General features: G+C 38.1%; 12 protein-coding genes. 11 read left to right on the top strand and 1 reads right to left on the bottom strand.

Annotation, left to right across the window (positions count from 1 at the left end):
* Positions 1-10 precede the first annotated feature (10 nt).
* The 8 genes from AB6T38_RS06455 (at position 11) to AB6T38_RS06420 (ending at position 11,391) form a co-directional block, all read left to right on the top strand.
* Positions 11-1,909 carry an XrtA/PEP-CTERM system amidotransferase gene (locus AB6T38_RS06455; protein WP_372546515.1) on the top strand — a complete coding sequence of 633 codons (1,899 nt, stop codon included), beginning with the start codon at positions 11-13 and terminating at the stop codon, positions 1,907-1,909.
* A gap of 12 nt (positions 1,910-1,921) precedes the next feature.
* Entirely contained in the window at positions 1,922-3,118 is a 1,197-nt protein-coding gene (locus tag AB6T38_RS06450; RefSeq protein WP_372546628.1) for a TIGR04063 family PEP-CTERM/XrtA system glycosyltransferase, read from the top strand.
* A gap of 2 nt (positions 3,119-3,120) precedes the next feature.
* Positions 3,121-4,329 (top strand): glycosyltransferase, encoded by a 1,209-nt coding sequence (locus AB6T38_RS06445; protein WP_372546514.1) that lies wholly within the window; start codon positions 3,121-3,123, stop codon positions 4,327-4,329.
* 3 nt (positions 4,330-4,332) lie between these two features.
* A complete protein-coding gene (locus AB6T38_RS06440; RefSeq protein ID WP_372546513.1) occupies positions 4,333-5,691 on the top strand; it encodes a phenylacetate--CoA ligase family protein in 1,359 nt (452 codons plus the stop codon).
* A 79-nt stretch (positions 5,692-5,770) separates the two neighbouring features.
* Complete coding sequence (locus AB6T38_RS06435; protein ID WP_372546512.1) at positions 5,771-7,111, top strand: putative O-glycosylation ligase, exosortase A system-associated; 1,341 nt, start codon at positions 5,771-5,773, stop codon at positions 7,109-7,111.
* Positions 7,112-7,159: 48 nt separating this feature from the next.
* Positions 7,160-8,161, top strand: a complete 1,002-nt coding sequence (locus tag AB6T38_RS06430; RefSeq protein ID WP_372546511.1) for a hypothetical protein — start codon at positions 7,160-7,162, stop codon at positions 8,159-8,161.
* Positions 8,154-9,632 (top strand): oligosaccharide flippase family protein, encoded by a 1,479-nt coding sequence (locus AB6T38_RS06425; RefSeq protein WP_372546510.1) that lies wholly within the window; start codon positions 8,154-8,156, stop codon positions 9,630-9,632. The genes AB6T38_RS06430 and AB6T38_RS06425 overlap by 8 nt, the downstream gene beginning before the upstream one ends.
* A 19-nt stretch (positions 9,633-9,651) precedes the next feature.
* Positions 9,652-11,391 (top strand): asparagine synthetase B, encoded by a 1,740-nt coding sequence (locus AB6T38_RS06420; protein WP_372546509.1) that lies wholly within the window; start codon positions 9,652-9,654, stop codon positions 11,389-11,391.
* 3 nt (positions 11,392-11,394) lie between these two features.
* Here AB6T38_RS06420 and AB6T38_RS06415 read toward each other — a convergent pair whose 3' ends face one another.
* Positions 11,395-12,339, bottom strand: a complete 945-nt coding sequence (locus tag AB6T38_RS06415) for a glycosyltransferase family 2 protein (protein ID WP_372546508.1) — start codon at positions 12,337-12,339, stop codon at positions 11,395-11,397.
* Between the two features lie 251 nt (positions 12,340-12,590).
* On the opposite strand from AB6T38_RS06415, the gene AB6T38_RS06410 reads away from it, so the two are divergent.
* Genes AB6T38_RS06410 through AB6T38_RS06400 form a run of 3 tightly spaced genes read left to right on the top strand, consistent with a single transcriptional unit; the run spans position 12,591 to position 15,957 of the window.
* A complete protein-coding gene (locus AB6T38_RS06410) occupies positions 12,591-14,054 on the top strand; it encodes an oligosaccharide flippase family protein (protein WP_372546507.1) in 1,464 nt (487 codons plus the stop codon).
* Positions 14,055-14,056: 2 nt separating this feature from the next.
* Positions 14,057-14,902, top strand: coding sequence for a polysaccharide pyruvyl transferase family protein (locus tag AB6T38_RS06405; RefSeq protein ID WP_372546506.1), 846 nt, complete (start codon positions 14,057-14,059; stop codon positions 14,900-14,902).
* A gap of 23 nt (positions 14,903-14,925) precedes the next feature.
* Complete coding sequence (locus tag AB6T38_RS06400) at positions 14,926-15,957, top strand: glycosyltransferase (RefSeq protein ID WP_372546505.1); 1,032 nt, start codon at positions 14,926-14,928, stop codon at positions 15,955-15,957.
* Positions 15,958-16,000 lie beyond the last annotated feature (43 nt).

The raw sequence follows: 16,000 nt of genomic DNA, 5'->3' as shown, positions 1-16,000 counted from the left end.
GGATTAACAAATGTGCGGAATAGCCGGTATTTTTCACCTATCAGATCAATCCCGTATTGATGCAGATTTGATTGCAAAGATGAATGATCGTCAAATTCATCGAGGACCCGATGCGGGTGATTATTTTTTTGACCCCGGTGTAGCTCTAGCACATAGACGCCTTTCAATTATTGATTTAGAAGGCAGCCCTCAGCCTATGTTAAGCGCTGACAAGCGAGCCTGTGTTGTGTTTAACGGTGAAATATATAACTTTAAAGAGTTGCATAAAGAGCTTTCTGCAAAAGGTTATACATTCAATACTCACGGCGATACTGAAACCATTCTAAACGCTTGGTTAGAGTGGGGTGAAGACTGTGTGCACAAATTAAGAGGGATGTTTGCTTTTGCTATATGGGATCGACAAAAAGAGTGTTTGTTTATTGCCCGTGATCGTCTAGGTATCAAGCCATTTTTCTATAGTTTATTGCCCAGCGGCGAATTTATATTTGGTTCAGAATTAAAAGTCATTACTGCTCACCCTGCTTTCAATCGTGACCTTAGAAACACCACTATTGAAGATTATTTCAGCTTAGGGTACGTGCCTGAACCGAATACCATTTATCAAAATGCATTTAAGTTATCCCCTGGTCACACACTCATGCTACATAAAGGGGATAAAGGGTTACCTGAACCAAAAGAATATTGGGATGTGCCACTTAATTATGAGCAGCCTATTGATCCAAAAGAAATAGACGAACAACTTATTGAACGTTTAAAAGAAGCCGTCGATATTCGTATGGTAGCCGATGTGCCCTTAGGTTCATTTTTGTCCGGCGGCGTAGATTCAAGTGCCGTGGTTGCTATGATGTCTCAGTTGCAATCGGATCCTGTTAATACCTGTGCCATCGGGTTTGATGTTAAAGAATTCAATGAAACAGAATATGCACAATCAGTTGCAGACCGTTATCAAACTAACCATCGTGTTGAGGTGGTGGGGCAAGATGATTTCGACTTGGTGGACCAGTTAGCTCATTTATACGATGAGCCCTACGCAGATAGTTCAGCCATTCCCACTTTTCGAGTCTGTGAACTTGCTAGAAAGCATGTCACTGTAGCGTTATCAGGTGATGGTGGTGATGAACTCTTTGCCGGTTATAGTCGTTACCGAATGCATCAGGGCGAAGAAAAAATCCGTAATTTATTACCCTTAGGATTACGCAAGCCAATCTTTGGTCCTTTAGGAAAGTTGTACCCTAAAGCTGATTGGGCGCCTAAGTTTTTGCGCGCTAAAACTACCTTCCAGTCTATGGCAATGGATACCGTCGAAGGGTATCACAACACCATGAGTATTCTGCGTACGGGTGATAGAGCCAAGTTATTCTCCGAAGATTATAAACGCAGTCTTAACGGCTATACCTCGCTGGAAATTTTTAGAAAATACGGTGACAAAGTTAAACATTTGGATGAAACCAAAATAGCCCAATATATTGATATGAAAACCTATTTGGTTGGGGATATTTTAACTAAAGTGGATAGGGCATCTATGGCCCATTCTTTAGAAGTCCGTGTGCCTATTATCGATCACAAATTTGTTGAATGGGCGTTTAATGTTCCCACCAATAAAAACCTTGCCAATGGGGTAGGGAAGCTGTCGTTTAAAAAGGCATTAGAACCTCATCTCCCCCATGATGTTCTATACCGTAAAAAAATGGGATTTGCTGTGCCTTTAGCTAATTGGTTCAGAGGGCCTCTAAAAGAGCGACTCTATGAAGGGGTGCTATCCAAACAGATGACAGAATCAGGTTATTTCAACAAATCTCAATTACAACGATTGATTAATGATCATATTTCAGGACGACGAGACAATAGTGCGTCATTATGGACATTAATGATGTTTGAGTCGTTTTTACGTCAACAAAAGGCGCAGTAAGTCGTGAAAATAATGCACATTTTGGATCATTCTATTCCCTTGCATAGCGGATATACTTTTCGTACTCGCTCTATCTTGAATCAACAGCGTGCACGAGGCTGGGAAACCTGTCACGTCACGAGTGCAAAACAGGGTGTATGTGAAGCCGCTATTGAGGAAGTTGAGGGTCTGAAGTTTTATCGTACAACTCCTCCTGATAGCCTTGCCAGTAAATTGCCGGTATTGAATCAATTGTCCTTAGTTAACCCGTTGCGGGATCGAATTTTAGAAGCGATTGAAATCGAAAAACCTGATATTTTGCATGCTCATTCTCCGGCCTTAAACGGTTTGGCGGCCATCAAAGCGGCTAAAAAAACCGGCTTACCTTTAGTCTATGAAATTCGCGCATTTTGGGAAGATGCTGCCGTCGACCACGGTACCTGTAAAGAAGGCGACTTACGTTATCGTTTGACACAAAAAATGGAAACTCACGTGGTTAATAAAGCAAATGCTGTGACCACTATTTGCCAAGGCCTGCGTCAAGATCTGCTTGCTCGGGGCATTGCAGACAGTAAGATTACCGTTATACCCAATGCAGTCAATATTGAACAATTCAATATTATCACTGAGCGTAATCAAGCATTAGAAAAACAGTACAATTTAAATAACAAAGTGGTGCTGGGATTCCTTGGATCCTTTTACGGTTACGAAGGATTAGACTTAATCGTTGCCGCTTTGCCACAAATTCTTAAAACTATTCCTAATGCTGTATTTTTGTTAGTGGGTGGCGGACCTCAAGAACAGAATTTAAAAAATCAGATTAAACAACTTGGTTTGCAAGAGCATGTGATTATGCCTGGCCGCGTTCCTCATTCTGAAGTAGATAAATATTATAGTTTGGTTGATTTACTTGTTTATCCACGAAAACCCATGCGTTTAACTGAATTGGTGACGCCGCTTAAACCGTTGGAAGCTATGGCGCAAGGGAAACTTGTTCTTGCTTCTGATGTGGGGGGGCACAAAGAATTGATTGAAGACGGCAAAACCGGTTGGTTGTTTGACAGTGGCAATATTGATGCGCTGGCCAATACAGCTATAAAGGTTTTATCAAATCGTGATTCTTGGCCTGCAATGGTTGAGAATGGACGTAATTTTGTGATGCAAATTAGGAACTGGAAAAACTCAGTTGCCAATTATCAGTCTATTTACGAAAATTTACTGAGTAAGTGACAATGAAACGCCCAAGAATTGTTGTCTTGAGTTCATTATTTCCTAACTCAGTACGTGCACAATCAGGTTTGTTTGTCCGCGAAAGAATGTTCCGCGTAGCAGAGTATGCTGACATTGAAGTGATAAGTCCTGTTCCTTGGTTTCCTGGACAAGGATTGATTCGGTTATTCAAACCTAATTATCGTCCTATGCCTGCAAAAAAGGAGATTCAACAAGGGATAACTGTTCATTTTCCTCGGTTTTTATCTATTCCTAAATTTTTTCGAAAGTTGGACGGCGCGATGATGGCGCGAGCGGCTTACAAAGTCGCCAAGCAATTAGAGCAACAGCAAGCAATTGATATTATTGATAGTCACTTTACGTATCCCGATGGTTTAGCTGCCACCAAAGTTGCCCATCGCCTGAATAAAAAAGTGACTATTACACTACGCGGCACCGAGTTGTCGCATAGTAAAGATCCAGAAAAACTGAAGCTAATGTTACAAGCTTGGCAGGATGCCGATCACATGATTTGTGTAGCTAATTCATTGAAGCAACTTGCGGTCTCATTAGGCGCGCAAGAAGATAAATTCACTGTAGTGGGAAATGGCGTTGATACTCATAAGTTTTCTGCTATTGCGCCTAATAAGGCTCGACAACAAATGGGAATTGATGAAGATGCCAAGGTGCTGATTACGGTAGGTGGTTTAGTTAGGCGAAAAGGCTTCCACCGTGTCATTGACTGTCTTCCTGAATTATTAAAACGCTATCCTAAGCTTGTATATTTAATTGTTGGCGGCGCGAGTGCCGAGGGTAATATTGAAGCTGAGCTGCGTGCTCAAGTTAAAAACTTGAATTTAGAGGAGCATGTTAGGTTTTTAGGCTCTCTATCACCAAGTAAACTCAGTGCCCCATTATCGTCTGCGGATCTGTTCGTACTTTCAACCGCCAATGAGGGATGGGCAAATGTTATTCTTGAAAGTATGTCCTGTGGAACGCCTGTTGTTGCTAGTGATGTAGGCGGTAATAGCGAAGTGATAAACAGTGACGATGTTGGCGAGATTGTACCATTTGATGACCATCCCGCATTGTTCGCGTCATTAAATAAAGGCTTAAACAAAGAGTGGGAGCGTCAGGCTATAATTGACTATGCCCAACAAAATCATTGGGACACCAGAATGGCTAAAATTATGGATATTTATAACAATTTAGTAAGTTCAAGGGAGCATTAGTGGATGTCTGGTTTATATACTCAAATCGTCTCAAAATTACTTTTTCCCTTACATGAAAAGCTTAAGAAGCACGATACCGTAAAAATTCGCAAGTCTTTAGAAAAGTCTCAATGGTTGGATCCAGAAACATTAAAGCAGCAGCAGTCGCTTCGTTTGCAAAAATTCATGGAGACAGTCTACAAAAATGTGCCTTATTACCGTCAATTGTTTGATTCAGCGAACATCAGCCCTAATGACATCACCTGTGCTGAAGATTTAGTTAAGTTGCCGTTTTTAGACAAAAGTAAGATTTCTGCTAATTTTGACCAACTAAAATCAGATGTAGCTGGCCCGTTAGCCCGGTTTAATACTGGCGGCTCAAGCGGCCAACCGCTGATATTTCTATTAGGCAATGAACGTGTGTCTCACGATGTCGCTGAAAAATGGCGGGCTACGCGTTGGTGGGATGTCGATATCGGTGATAAAGAAATCGTCGCTTGGGGCTCTCCCATTGAGCTAGGAGCGCAAGATAAAGTGCGCTTGATTCGCGATGGGCTGTTTCGTTCCGAATTAATTCCCGCATTTGATATGACAGAACAAAAGCTGTTGTCATTTTTGAAAACCATTCGAGATACTAAACCTAAAATGTTATTTGGTTATCCATCTGTATTCGATTTGTTGGCTAAAACTGCCAAACAGCACGGTATGGAAATGAACAATTTAGGTATCAAGGTGGCTTTTGTTACCTCAGAAAGATTGTATCCATACCAACGAGAGAGTATTGAAGAGGTGTTTGGTTGCCCTGTAGCTAATGGCTACGGAGGCAGAGATGCAGGGTTTATTGCTCATCAATGCCCAGAAGGGGGCATGCACTTGTCTTACGAAGACATAGTGGTGGAGATTATCGATACCCATGGTAACCCTCTGCCGCCAGGTCAATCTGGTGAAATAGTTGTGACACATATGGGCACATCTGAATTTCCATTTATCCGTTATCGTACCGGTGATATTGCTGTTATGTCGGATAAAAAATGTGCCTGTGGTCGAGGCCTACCAATGCTAGAATCTATTGAAGGGCGCAGCACAGATTTTGTCGTCGCGGCAGATGGCACGATTTTACATGGGCTTTCACTGATTTATATTTTACGAGATATAAAAAGTATTGAAGCTTTTAAAATCGTTCAGGAAACAAAGCAGCATACACACGTACAAGTCGTCTCAAAAACGGGTGAAGTTGAAGAGCAGACACAGAATATTATTGTTACTGGGATTCAAGCAAGACTTGGAGACGAGGTATCTGTTACTGTAGAATCATTAACCGAAATTGCACCGGAAAAATCGGGCAAATATCGATATGTCATAAGTAAAGTGAGCATAACATGATAGACAGTTTATACCTTTTGGCAGATGTCGTTGCTATTTGTTATGTTTTTTGGTGGTCAAGTATGCAGGACGAAGATTAATGCGTGATCTACTACTCGTCGGTTTTTTGTTTGTCGCTGTTTATTATAGTTTCAAGAGGCCTTACATCGGCACGGCTGCGTGGGTGTGGATTGCGTTAACTGCGCCTGCAAAATGGGCCTTTGGCTTTTCCAGCCACTTTCGTTTGAATCTAACCATAGTACTAATCACTGTTGTTTCTTATATGTTTGTCCAAAAATATAAAAAATGGCAATTCAACGGTTTGACTTTTTGGGTTTTATTCTTCGGGTTTTGGACTTTGGTTACCAGTATTGCTAATCAAACGTCTTATTCCGCGTATGTCTGGGAGTATTGGAATCAATTTATAAAAGTACTACTGCTATACCTTTTTGTTACCTTAACTATTACTAAACGACTCCATGTTAATACAATAATATGGGCGATTGTATTGTCAATTTCCTCTTATGCAGCTATGGAGTCTGTAAAGTTTTTGATATCTGGTGGTAGCCATAGAATTGTAGGTAAAGCGGGAATTATTCGTGATCGAAACGATCTAGCTGTTGCCATAAATATGTGTATTCCTTTAATTTTATATCTAATTAGCATAACCAAAGATTTTTCGCTAAAACGCGGTTTAAATATATTATTGGTATTAAATATTTTAGCAATTATAGGAACATATTCTCGAGGTGGATTTATAGGTCTGATGATCTTAGGGATTGCGTTCTGGTGGACGTCGAAACGTAAAGTTTTGTATGGCATTTTGGCAGGTATTGCTTTACCTCTATTTTTTGCTTTTGCACCAGGGGAGTGGAAGGAACGGCAAAATACAGTGAGCTCGGCAGCCCAAGAGGATGGCTCTTTTATTGGACGGCTCTGGGCATGGAAGATATCAACCCTAATAGCAATGGATTATCCATTGACTGGAGGCGGGTTTCACGCGGTAAAAGACCTTGGTCTTTGGAGATATTATGCACCGATGACAGCAAGTTTTGGGCCGATAGATACCCCTCCGATTCCTCCTAAGCTAAGGCCTAAAGCTGCGCACAATGTTTATATGCAAGTTTTAGGTGACCACGGTTTTGTCGGATTGTTTACCTTTATGATGATTCTTTGGTTAACATTAATGGTTAATTTTAAGAATAGGAAATGGGCTATTGCGAATAATGAAAAATGGTTAGCTTCTCTATCCAGTAATATTACCCTAGCTATGGTTGGATATGGAATTACCGGTAATAACGTTAGCTTAGCGTATTTTGATTTACTCTATGCCATGGCAGGACTTGTTTGCGCGATTAATATTCATATAGTGAGAAGGAAGAAAGATTCAGTCTCCGCAAATGGTGTGCTTTTAACCCCATCAAATGCCCCAAGTGTCTAATTTGAATATTACACCTCAGGCCATTATATAGTTTGGATATGGTAAATAATGACTAACAAGTTGTTGCTTTCAGGTGGTTGCTTAAGGCCCAATGGGTTTGAGTTAGGTGAAGGAAAGTACTATCAAAGTGCTAGGTTAGTTGAACTCGATACTGAGACTAAATTGTGTCGAATTATCATTCAACAAGATGAAGGCGGCAGCAATTACCCCTCAGAACATCCTAATCTACAATTTACTAATGGTTGTATTGTAGACCAAAAGTTATGGTTACCAACTGATACTGAGGTCCATTTGTATCAGTTGCCTGATTTTAAATTAGTTAAAACCATTTCCCATCCTTGTTTTCATAATATTCACTCGGTAACAATGATTAAGGGAGAGTTAGTCATTACATCAACTGGGCTGGATAACGTCGTTTTTTGTGATCCAGATAGCGGAATTATCACGCGCATTGTTAATACAGAGGGCAAGGCGCCTTGGCACCGCTTTGATAACAATATTGATTATCGTAAATATCATTCTACTAGACCACACGACAGCCACCCTAATTTTGTTTTTGAATTAGACAACCAGGTTTGGGTAACAAGGTGTACGCAGGAAGATGCAGTAAATCTATCTCAGGTGTCAGACCGCATCGATATTAATTTAGGTAATGATAAAGGTGTGCATGATGGCTTGTGGTGGAAAGATAAATTAGTCTTCACGCAAGTCGATGGGGTTTTGTTGTTATGTGATCCTATTGAACGCAAGATGATTGAAATAATTGACCCTTTTCTCAACGTTTCTAACCGCCCCTTGGGTTGGTGCCGAGGTTTGTATATTGAAGGTGATATGTTTTACGTTGGTTTTTCCAAATTACGTAAAACTGGTATGAAATCAAGATTAAAATTTCTTAGTCAACGTAATTTCAAATACGCCTCTGGTAATAATGCCCTTGTGGTTAAGGTTGATATGAGGACTCGTAAAGTTATCGACACCTTTGAAACGCCTAATGGCATGTTAGACGCTATTTACGGCATTTTACCCTTTAACGGTTCATTCGATGGTTAAACCCCCGAAAACCAACATGCTGGCGAGTATATATTGGTCAGTTTTATCTCGTTGGGGCTCTAAATTTATCGGTATGATAACCACCGTGATTCTTGCTAGGTTATTATCTCCCTCTGATTTCGGTGTTATTGCCATGGCAATGCTGGCGTTAGGCTTGCTTGATGCTATCAGCCAAGCAGGTCTTAATTTGTATTTATTACGAATAAAAGAACATCAGACTTACCTATATAACACGGTATGGACTGCGGGAGTTTTACAAGGGTTAATTATTTCGATTCCCTTGATCGTGTTTGCGCCAACGATTGCCAGTTTTTATCAACAAGAAAACTTGCAACCTGTTATTTTCTGTCTAGCTGCAATAAGGTTATTGCAGTCATTTAGTAACGTGGGTTTATTGATCGCGCAAAAGCAGCTTAATTTTAAATTGGATTTTAGTGTTACTCTTTATTCACGAATAATATATATGATAGTTACTATAAGCTTCGCTATCTATTTAGAGTCATATTGGGCAATCGTTGTAGGGCATTTCGTTTTTACGCTTTCTATGGTCATACTTAGTTTTATTTGGCATGAGTATCGACCTCGATTACAAATATCAGGCTGGCGAGATATATTTCAGTATTCAAAGTCGACGGTACCGTTAAGTATTGGTCGGTATTTAAATAATCAGGGCGATGCTTTAGTGGTAGGTCGCGTTGCTTCTGCAGATTTCCTCGGCATTTACAATGTTTCTATTAACTTAGCTTCAATGTTTTCCAAAGAATTGTTGATACCTGTTATTCGAGGTTTATTGCCAAATTTAGCTCTTTTACAACATGAATCTGACTTTAAACAACGCTTAATAACGGTGTTTGCTTTATCTGTTTATATTTTTTTACCAGTTGGATTTGGATTAAGTTTAGTTTCAGAAGAGTTCATTTTAGTATTCTTAGGAACTAAATGGACTGCAGCCATTCCGCTAATGACCTGGTTTAGCTTATACACAATGATTGGCGGTATACTCATGTTTTTCAGTGAACAGTTTTTGGTCATTTTAAAAAAAGAGTCTTTATCTAACAAATTAATGTGGTTTCGAAATGTAATGCTACTTGCTGCTGTTATCGTCAATTTAACTTTTTATGATATTCACAACCTTCCTAAACATTTATTTATAGCAGTTTGTTTATCTTTTCCAATTGTATTGACAGTCTTATGTAGAACATTATCACTTCCCATATTGACGGTCGTGATCAGTTGGGGACGACCTGTAAGTGCAGTGGCGGTCATGTATTTTACAATTGATTATTTTCCAGTATTAGCGCTTCCATTAGTTTTAATATTAGCACTGAAAGTGATAAGTGGATTTGTGGTTTATACACTTACTATAACAATTTTATACAAGCTTTTTGGTGATCCTGTCACTAGTGTTGAATCTATGCTGTACAACAAGTTAATTGACGATAGAATATCAAATAAACCAAGGGCAAACTAAAACAAGGCAGGCGATAAAAGTGCAAGAATCTTCAATGTGGTTAACATTCCCGATTAATGAACAAAAGGTTGTTCACATTTGCAAGCATCAGCAATTTCATAGTAAAAGTGATGATTCAGCTGCCTTATGTCTCTCTGGATATGTTTTTTTAGATGGTGTAGCCACCGATGTAAATGAATTATTTATGGTTATGACCAAATTGACTGATGTTGCCAGCATTTATCAGCGCTTATCAGGCCAGTTCTGGATGTTGTATTTCGATCAGCAACAAGCCCCGATTTTGTTTAATGATCAAATGGGGACGAAAAATTGCTACTACCATGAGAGTGATTCCGCACTATATTTTTCTAGTAATTTGAAAGATATAAAGTCACACGAAGATACGCAACTTAAGATCAATAATCAGGCTCTTTATAACTATATTTACTTTCATTGCATACCATCCCCCACCTCAATTTATGAAAATACATTTAAACTTGAACCTGGCAAGGCCGTAATATTTGATTCAGTCGCTGGTACCCATACTCAGTTGTTATATTCGCCTATGTTTGCCTCTTCATTAAATAATCCAGAAGAGGCCCAAAGAGATTGTCTAGAAATAATTGAAGAATGTGTTAAAAACGCTGAATTTGGAAATATAGGTGCTTTCTTAAGCGGTGGTTTAGATAGCTCAACTGTTGCAGGAATGTTGGCTAAAACAAGTGAGCATGCTAAAACCTTTTCCATTGGATTCAAAGTTGATGGGTATGATGAAACTGAGTATGCCCTTATTACTGCAAATCACTTTGGCACAGAGCATGAGGTACTTTATCTTGAGCCTCAAGAAGTTGTTGAAGAGTTTGTAAATGTTGCCCAGTATTTTGATGAACCTTTTGGCAACTCATCTGCAATGGCCGCTTTTTTCTGCGCTAAATTTGCCAAAAACAAAGGTGTGGATGTTTTGTTAGCAGGTGATGGCGGTGATGAATTGTTTGCGGGTAATGAGCGCTATGCAAAACAAAAAGTTTTTGAAATGTACAATAAACTTCCAGCGCCAGTGGGAAGCTTGTTAAATGTGACAGTGAATAATTCTTTAGGTCGAAAAATACCAATAATTAAAAAGGGTGCTAGTTACTTGCAACAAGCGCGAGTGCCATTGCCTGGGCGGTTACAAACCCATAACTTTGTGAATCAAATGGGTGCAGAGAGGATTTTTCCTAAAAAGTTCCTCGACACTGTAGAGCAACAGGCACCTATCCAACAACTTAATCAGCGATTTGACGAATGTAAGAGTTCTCACCCAGTGGATCAAATGTTGTATTTAGACTGGAAAAATACCCTTGCTGATAACGATTTAGTTAAAGTCACTAAAATGTGTGAGTTGGCAGGAGTGGAAGTCCGTTTCCCTTTACTGGATAAGAAGTTAATCGACTTTAGTTGCAAAATTCCTGCGGATATTAAACTTCCAGGGGGAGAGTTACGTGATTTTTATAAAAAAACCTGCAAAGGATTTTTAGCGGATGAAACCTTGAGCAAAAGTAAGCACGGTTTTGGTTTACCCTTTGGTGTCTGGATGAAGGAAAATCAGCAGCTTAAAGATATCACTATTGACGCATTAAACCGTTTTAAACTGCGTGATATTGTAAATTCTTCGCTTATAGACCAAGCATTAGATGCCCACAACTCGGTACATACCGGCTATTACGGTGAGTTGATTTGGATTATGGTTGTACTTGAATTGTGGTTACAAAAAGAAGAGCCAGAATTTAAAGTCGGGTAATTGTTAAACTGGCTTAATTCTTTTGAATATTGATTTTAAAAGGGTGAGCATGGTTTTTGTGCGATTAGGCCCTTTTATTAGCAATTGGAAAAATGCTTTGAGTCCAATTGATAACTTTCCTCTTGCGACATGGGCATCTGCAAAATGACTATGCCCATTGTAACTTCTCCTTGAAAGCTCTTTATGATCTACTTCGGCGCCATCTGGAGAAGTGTATCCAAAGCGTTTAATGAGTGTTGAGCGCATAATTTCGGTGGCATTTTTTTCTGGTACTCTTCTCGAGAGTGAACTAGAAATTTGCCTGTAGAGTACAAAAGATTCCTTTAATTTCACAAATTGGCAAGTTTTGCTAGCTCGAACAAAATATTCCCAATCATCAGTTTGGTGATCCTCGCATATGAAGGAGCCAAGCTTATCCCAAGCGGTTTTTCTAAACATAACTGAAGAGGGAAGAGCCCAGTTAGTTAACAGCATTTTGTGATAAATCCAGCCTGTCAATGAGGGTTCTATGCTGGCACTTCTTTTCGATACCGAAAAATCTTGATTATTTTCACCATGCCAACTGGTAAATTCGGTAAAGCAAAAGTCAAATTGGGAATTGCTGTTTAGTGCATTAACTTGAAACTCGAGCTTTTGTGGGTGCCAAATATCATCAGCGTCTAATAACGCTATAAACTCCCCTTTACTTAATTCTATTCCTTTGTTTCTTGAGGCAGACATACCCGCATTTTTCTGTCGTATGACCTGAATTCGAGGATCAATATTTGATGCAACTTCAAAGGTATTATCTGATGAGCCATCATCTATTACAATTACCTCAAAGTCGGTCAGAGTGGAATTAACCACTGATTCTAAAGTTGGTTTAATAAGTGCTGATGCATTATAAGCTGGAATGATTACGCTTACTTGGTGTGAGTAAGGTTTCGTTACTGTTGTTTTTAAAGTCATTAAATTAATCAATATGTATTATACCTCGATCAAAATAAAATATTTCCAAACAATTATCCAGTATTAATTAACCACTGGCTTTGTATCCAAAACAATAGTAGATTATAGATTGAAAAGAGACTTTAGACGTTTTTAAAGAATGACTTAAGTCAAGAAATGCTGTAATTTCACGGAGTAATCTTTCAAACCGCATAACACGTCAAATTACATGTTAATTAGTATGTAATTTCAAATTGGTAATAGCCTAATATATGTCTTCTTTGCGACGAGCCCTTGTCTATTCTTTTGCTGGAAAGTATTCGGTTTTGACCATAGATTTCCTAGCTGTAATGTTAATTTCGAGGATTTTAACACCAGAAGAGATCGGATTGTATTCGATTGCAGCAGCAAGCATCGTAATCGGTCAGGTATTGCGTGATTTTGGATTATCCCTTTATCTGGTTAAAGAAAAAGATCTCAGCACCGAAAAAATTCAAACCTGTTTTACGATCTCCTTAGCTATATGTTGGGCTATCACTCTTTTTTACTATGTAATGTCACCATTCGCGGCTAAATTTTTTGGTAGGGTTGAGGTGGAACTACTCATCCAAGTACTTTCCATCAACTTTATTATTATTCCATTTGGTACTTTATCATTGTCCTTACTTAAACGGGATTTATTCTTTGATAAAATAATGAAGTCCGACATTTTTAGCACTATTTTGAGGGTGATTGTAACCTTAACATTAGCCTTCCAAGGGGAGGGGGTGTATGCCCTAGCAATTGGCTCAGTGGTGGGAACGTTGGCCAGTGTGGCTTTTTTACTTAGATATTCGAAATTTATTTATTACAGAATTAACTTAACTGATGTAAAAAAGATTATTGGATTCAGTTCTGTTATCAGTTTGTCCAACTTAATTAGTGAGTTCAGACAAATCATTCCAGAATTCGTAATTGGCAAATATCATTCTATTGAAGGGGTAGCTTTTTATTCAAAAGCGTCAGCAACGTCGGGTATTTTTTCAAAGTTAATCTTACAAGCCGTATCGCCTACCATTCAGCCATTTTTAGCGAAACTTAACAATTCAGATTCTAACTTAGCTCAACCAGTGCTAAAAATTTTTAACTATATTCAAATTTTTTCTATTCCATTTTATGTATTTGTATTCTCTTTTTCTGATCCCATTGTAACGCTTTTATATGGTGAACAATGGCAAAGTGTTCCCCCTCTTTTGGAAGTGATTTGCCTTTCCATGATAGTGATTTCACTTTTACCATCAGTTGAGCAAATGCTTAATGTAATGGGACAAGAAAAGTTCGTGCTTTGGCTCGCTATCGGTATGTTCCTAATAAGGTTAATTTATATTGCTATTTTTGTTATGTATGATTTCGAACTATTGGAACTACTCTATTTGTTTTTGACACTTTCTATTTTGCGATTGATTATTTTGTTACCTAAAATTATTAAGATATTTGGTGTCAATTTTAGCAGTTACTCACAGATAGTCTTGAATAACTCGTTTATCTCTTTGGTTTTGGGGATTGAATTTTTTGTGATTATTCACTACCTACAATTGAATTTATATAACCCTTTAATCATGTTAGCCATACTTGCAGTAACGTTTACAACTTGGTTATTTATGCTGTTGTTAACGAAACACGAAATATTAAGTGAATTGGCAAGAGTTGCTTTTTTTAATAATGTAAAAAGTAAATTAAAATTAAGGAGAGAATAAATTTGAGACTAGGATTTTTTGAAACGGCCACTAAAAATGTAGGTGATGATCTAAACCCATATTTGTGGCATAAATTTTTTCCAAATTTAACTAATGCCAATAAAGATTCTGTTTTAATTGCAATAGGCTCTGTTTTAGATAACAGGTTTGATGATTACAAACATAAAGTTGTGTTTGGGACTGGCGCTAGAACAATTGATTCGGTACCGAAAATCGACGAAAGCTGGGATATAAGATTTGTTCGTGGGCCAAATACTCAAAAAGCCTTGGCGAAGCAGGGAGTTAAAGTAAAATACATTACAGATCCCGCAATTTTAGCAGCCAACTACTTTAAAAAATCTAATCAAGCTAAAGAAATTGGTTTAATCCCCTATTTCAGAACTGAGCAAACTCCTTGGCATGAAATTGCAGATAAATTGGGATATCAATTGATTTCACCGTGTACGTCTGTTGATAACTTTATGAATGCATTAAGTAGTTGTAAACTTGTCATAACAGAAGCCATGCATGGTGCAATTTTGGCTGATACGCTAAGAATCCCTTGGATCCCTTACACCTCTTTCACTTCGGCCTATGAGGGCGAAACACACCACTTTAAGTGGGTTGATTGGTGTCAATCAATGGAACTCGAACATCAAGAGATAGTGTTAAAACGATTTTGGCAAGAGGAGTTGAATAGCCTTAAAGGAAAACTCAAAAGAGAGCTCAAAAAGTACCTTATTACAACCGATTTACGTAAAGCTGTTGCACAAAACCATTCTTTTTTAAGCTCTGAAAATGTTTTCAAGGATGCGTTGTCAGCCATGGAAATTGAAATTAATACATTGAAAACACGCTATGATCTCTAAAACTTTATTGGAAGGAGTGTTCGATGGTTAGGATTGCCGCTTTCCCCGCCGAAGACAAAAATAACCCTTATATTAATAACTTTTATTCCGCGTTATGTGATGAAAGTGTGAAATTGGTTGCATCCAATGGTTCGGCTTATGCTTGGCTGAAAAACAACCTAGACGAATACGATATAGTGCATTTTCATTGGTTAATTGAATTTTATAATAACAGTAGCTGGAAAATTTGTTTTAGCCATGCCATTAAATTTATTCAGATGTTATTATTTTTAAAAAAATCCCGCAAGAAAGTCATTTTCACACTTCACAATACATTTCCACACGAATCCAGAAGCCGATTGATTGATTGGTTGGTTAGAGTAGCTATTTTACATATTTGTGAATGTGTGATTGTGCACTCCTACAGTGCAAAAAGGCAATTAAGGTATCTATTTGGGAAATTTAGTAATGTAGTTGTTATGCGCCACGGACATTACAAAAATAACTACTTAAACTTGATTTCTAGAGAGCAGGCTAGGAATAAATTAAATATAACAGCTGAAGAAAAAGTAATTTTATTTGTTGGTGCAATCAGACCTTACAAAGGTGTAAGTGAACTTGTCTTAGCATTTAAAAAGTTAAAGACTTCCAATCTAAAATTAATAATAGCGGGTAAACTAAAAGAATCTTCTTATGCCAATCAATTAGAACTGCAAATAAGTTCAGATGAAAGAATTATTTTACATAACAAATTTATTGATGATGAGGAGTTGCAATTATATTTTAATGCATGTGATTTGGTTGTATTACCTTTCAATAATTCTTTGACTTCTGGAAGTTTACTTTTAGCTTATAGTTTTAATAAACCAGTATTGGTGCCCCAAATTGCTTCGCTAAATGAATACCATATTTCGGGCCTGACTTATACTATCGATGGATCTTTAGATAGTGCAATTGTTAACACACTCGATAATTTAAAGGCAATTCCCACTTCTGACATCGCAATGGAAATGCAGAAATTTAATTGGAAAGAATGTATATTACCAGTGAAACGAAAAGTTGCTAATCTGAGTTGAAAAGTAACAAGTCTATGTGAAATATGAAGTTTAAAAGGCACCT

The sequence above is a fragment of the Aliiglaciecola sp. SL4 genome, assembly GCF_041538045.1.
Taxonomy (GTDB): Bacteria; Pseudomonadota; Gammaproteobacteria; order Enterobacterales; family Alteromonadaceae; genus Aliiglaciecola.
Note: the sequence above shows the minus strand (reverse complement) of the source record. Positions and strands in the feature narration are given on the sequence as shown.

What these genes read in the sequence shown, in the direction of transcription:
- AB6T38_RS06455 (WP_372546515.1), top strand. Translation starts at nt 11, where the DNA reads ATGTGCGGAATAGCCGGTATTTTTCACCTATCAGATCAATCCCGTATT.
- AB6T38_RS06450 (WP_372546628.1), top strand. Translation starts at nt 1,922, where the DNA reads ATGCACATTTTGGATCATTCTATTCCCTTGCATAGCGGATATACTTTT.
- AB6T38_RS06445 (WP_372546514.1), top strand. Translation starts at nt 3,121, where the DNA reads ATGAAACGCCCAAGAATTGTTGTCTTGAGTTCATTATTTCCTAACTCA.
- AB6T38_RS06440 (WP_372546513.1), top strand. Translation starts at nt 4,333, where the DNA reads ATGTCTGGTTTATATACTCAAATCGTCTCAAAATTACTTTTTCCCTTA.
- AB6T38_RS06435 (WP_372546512.1), top strand. Translation starts at nt 5,771, where the DNA reads ATGCGTGATCTACTACTCGTCGGTTTTTTGTTTGTCGCTGTTTATTAT.
- AB6T38_RS06430 (WP_372546511.1), top strand. Translation starts at nt 7,160, where the DNA reads ATGACTAACAAGTTGTTGCTTTCAGGTGGTTGCTTAAGGCCCAATGGG.
- AB6T38_RS06425 (WP_372546510.1), top strand. Translation starts at nt 8,154, where the DNA reads ATGGTTAAACCCCCGAAAACCAACATGCTGGCGAGTATATATTGGTCA.
- AB6T38_RS06415 (WP_372546508.1), bottom strand. Translation starts at nt 12,339, where the DNA reads ATGACTTTAAAAACAACAGTAACGAAACCTTACTCACACCAAGTAAGC.
- AB6T38_RS06410 (WP_372546507.1), top strand. Translation starts at nt 12,591, where the DNA reads ATGTCTTCTTTGCGACGAGCCCTTGTCTATTCTTTTGCTGGAAAGTAT.
- AB6T38_RS06400 (WP_372546505.1), top strand. Translation starts at nt 14,926, where the DNA reads ATGGTTAGGATTGCCGCTTTCCCCGCCGAAGACAAAAATAACCCTTAT.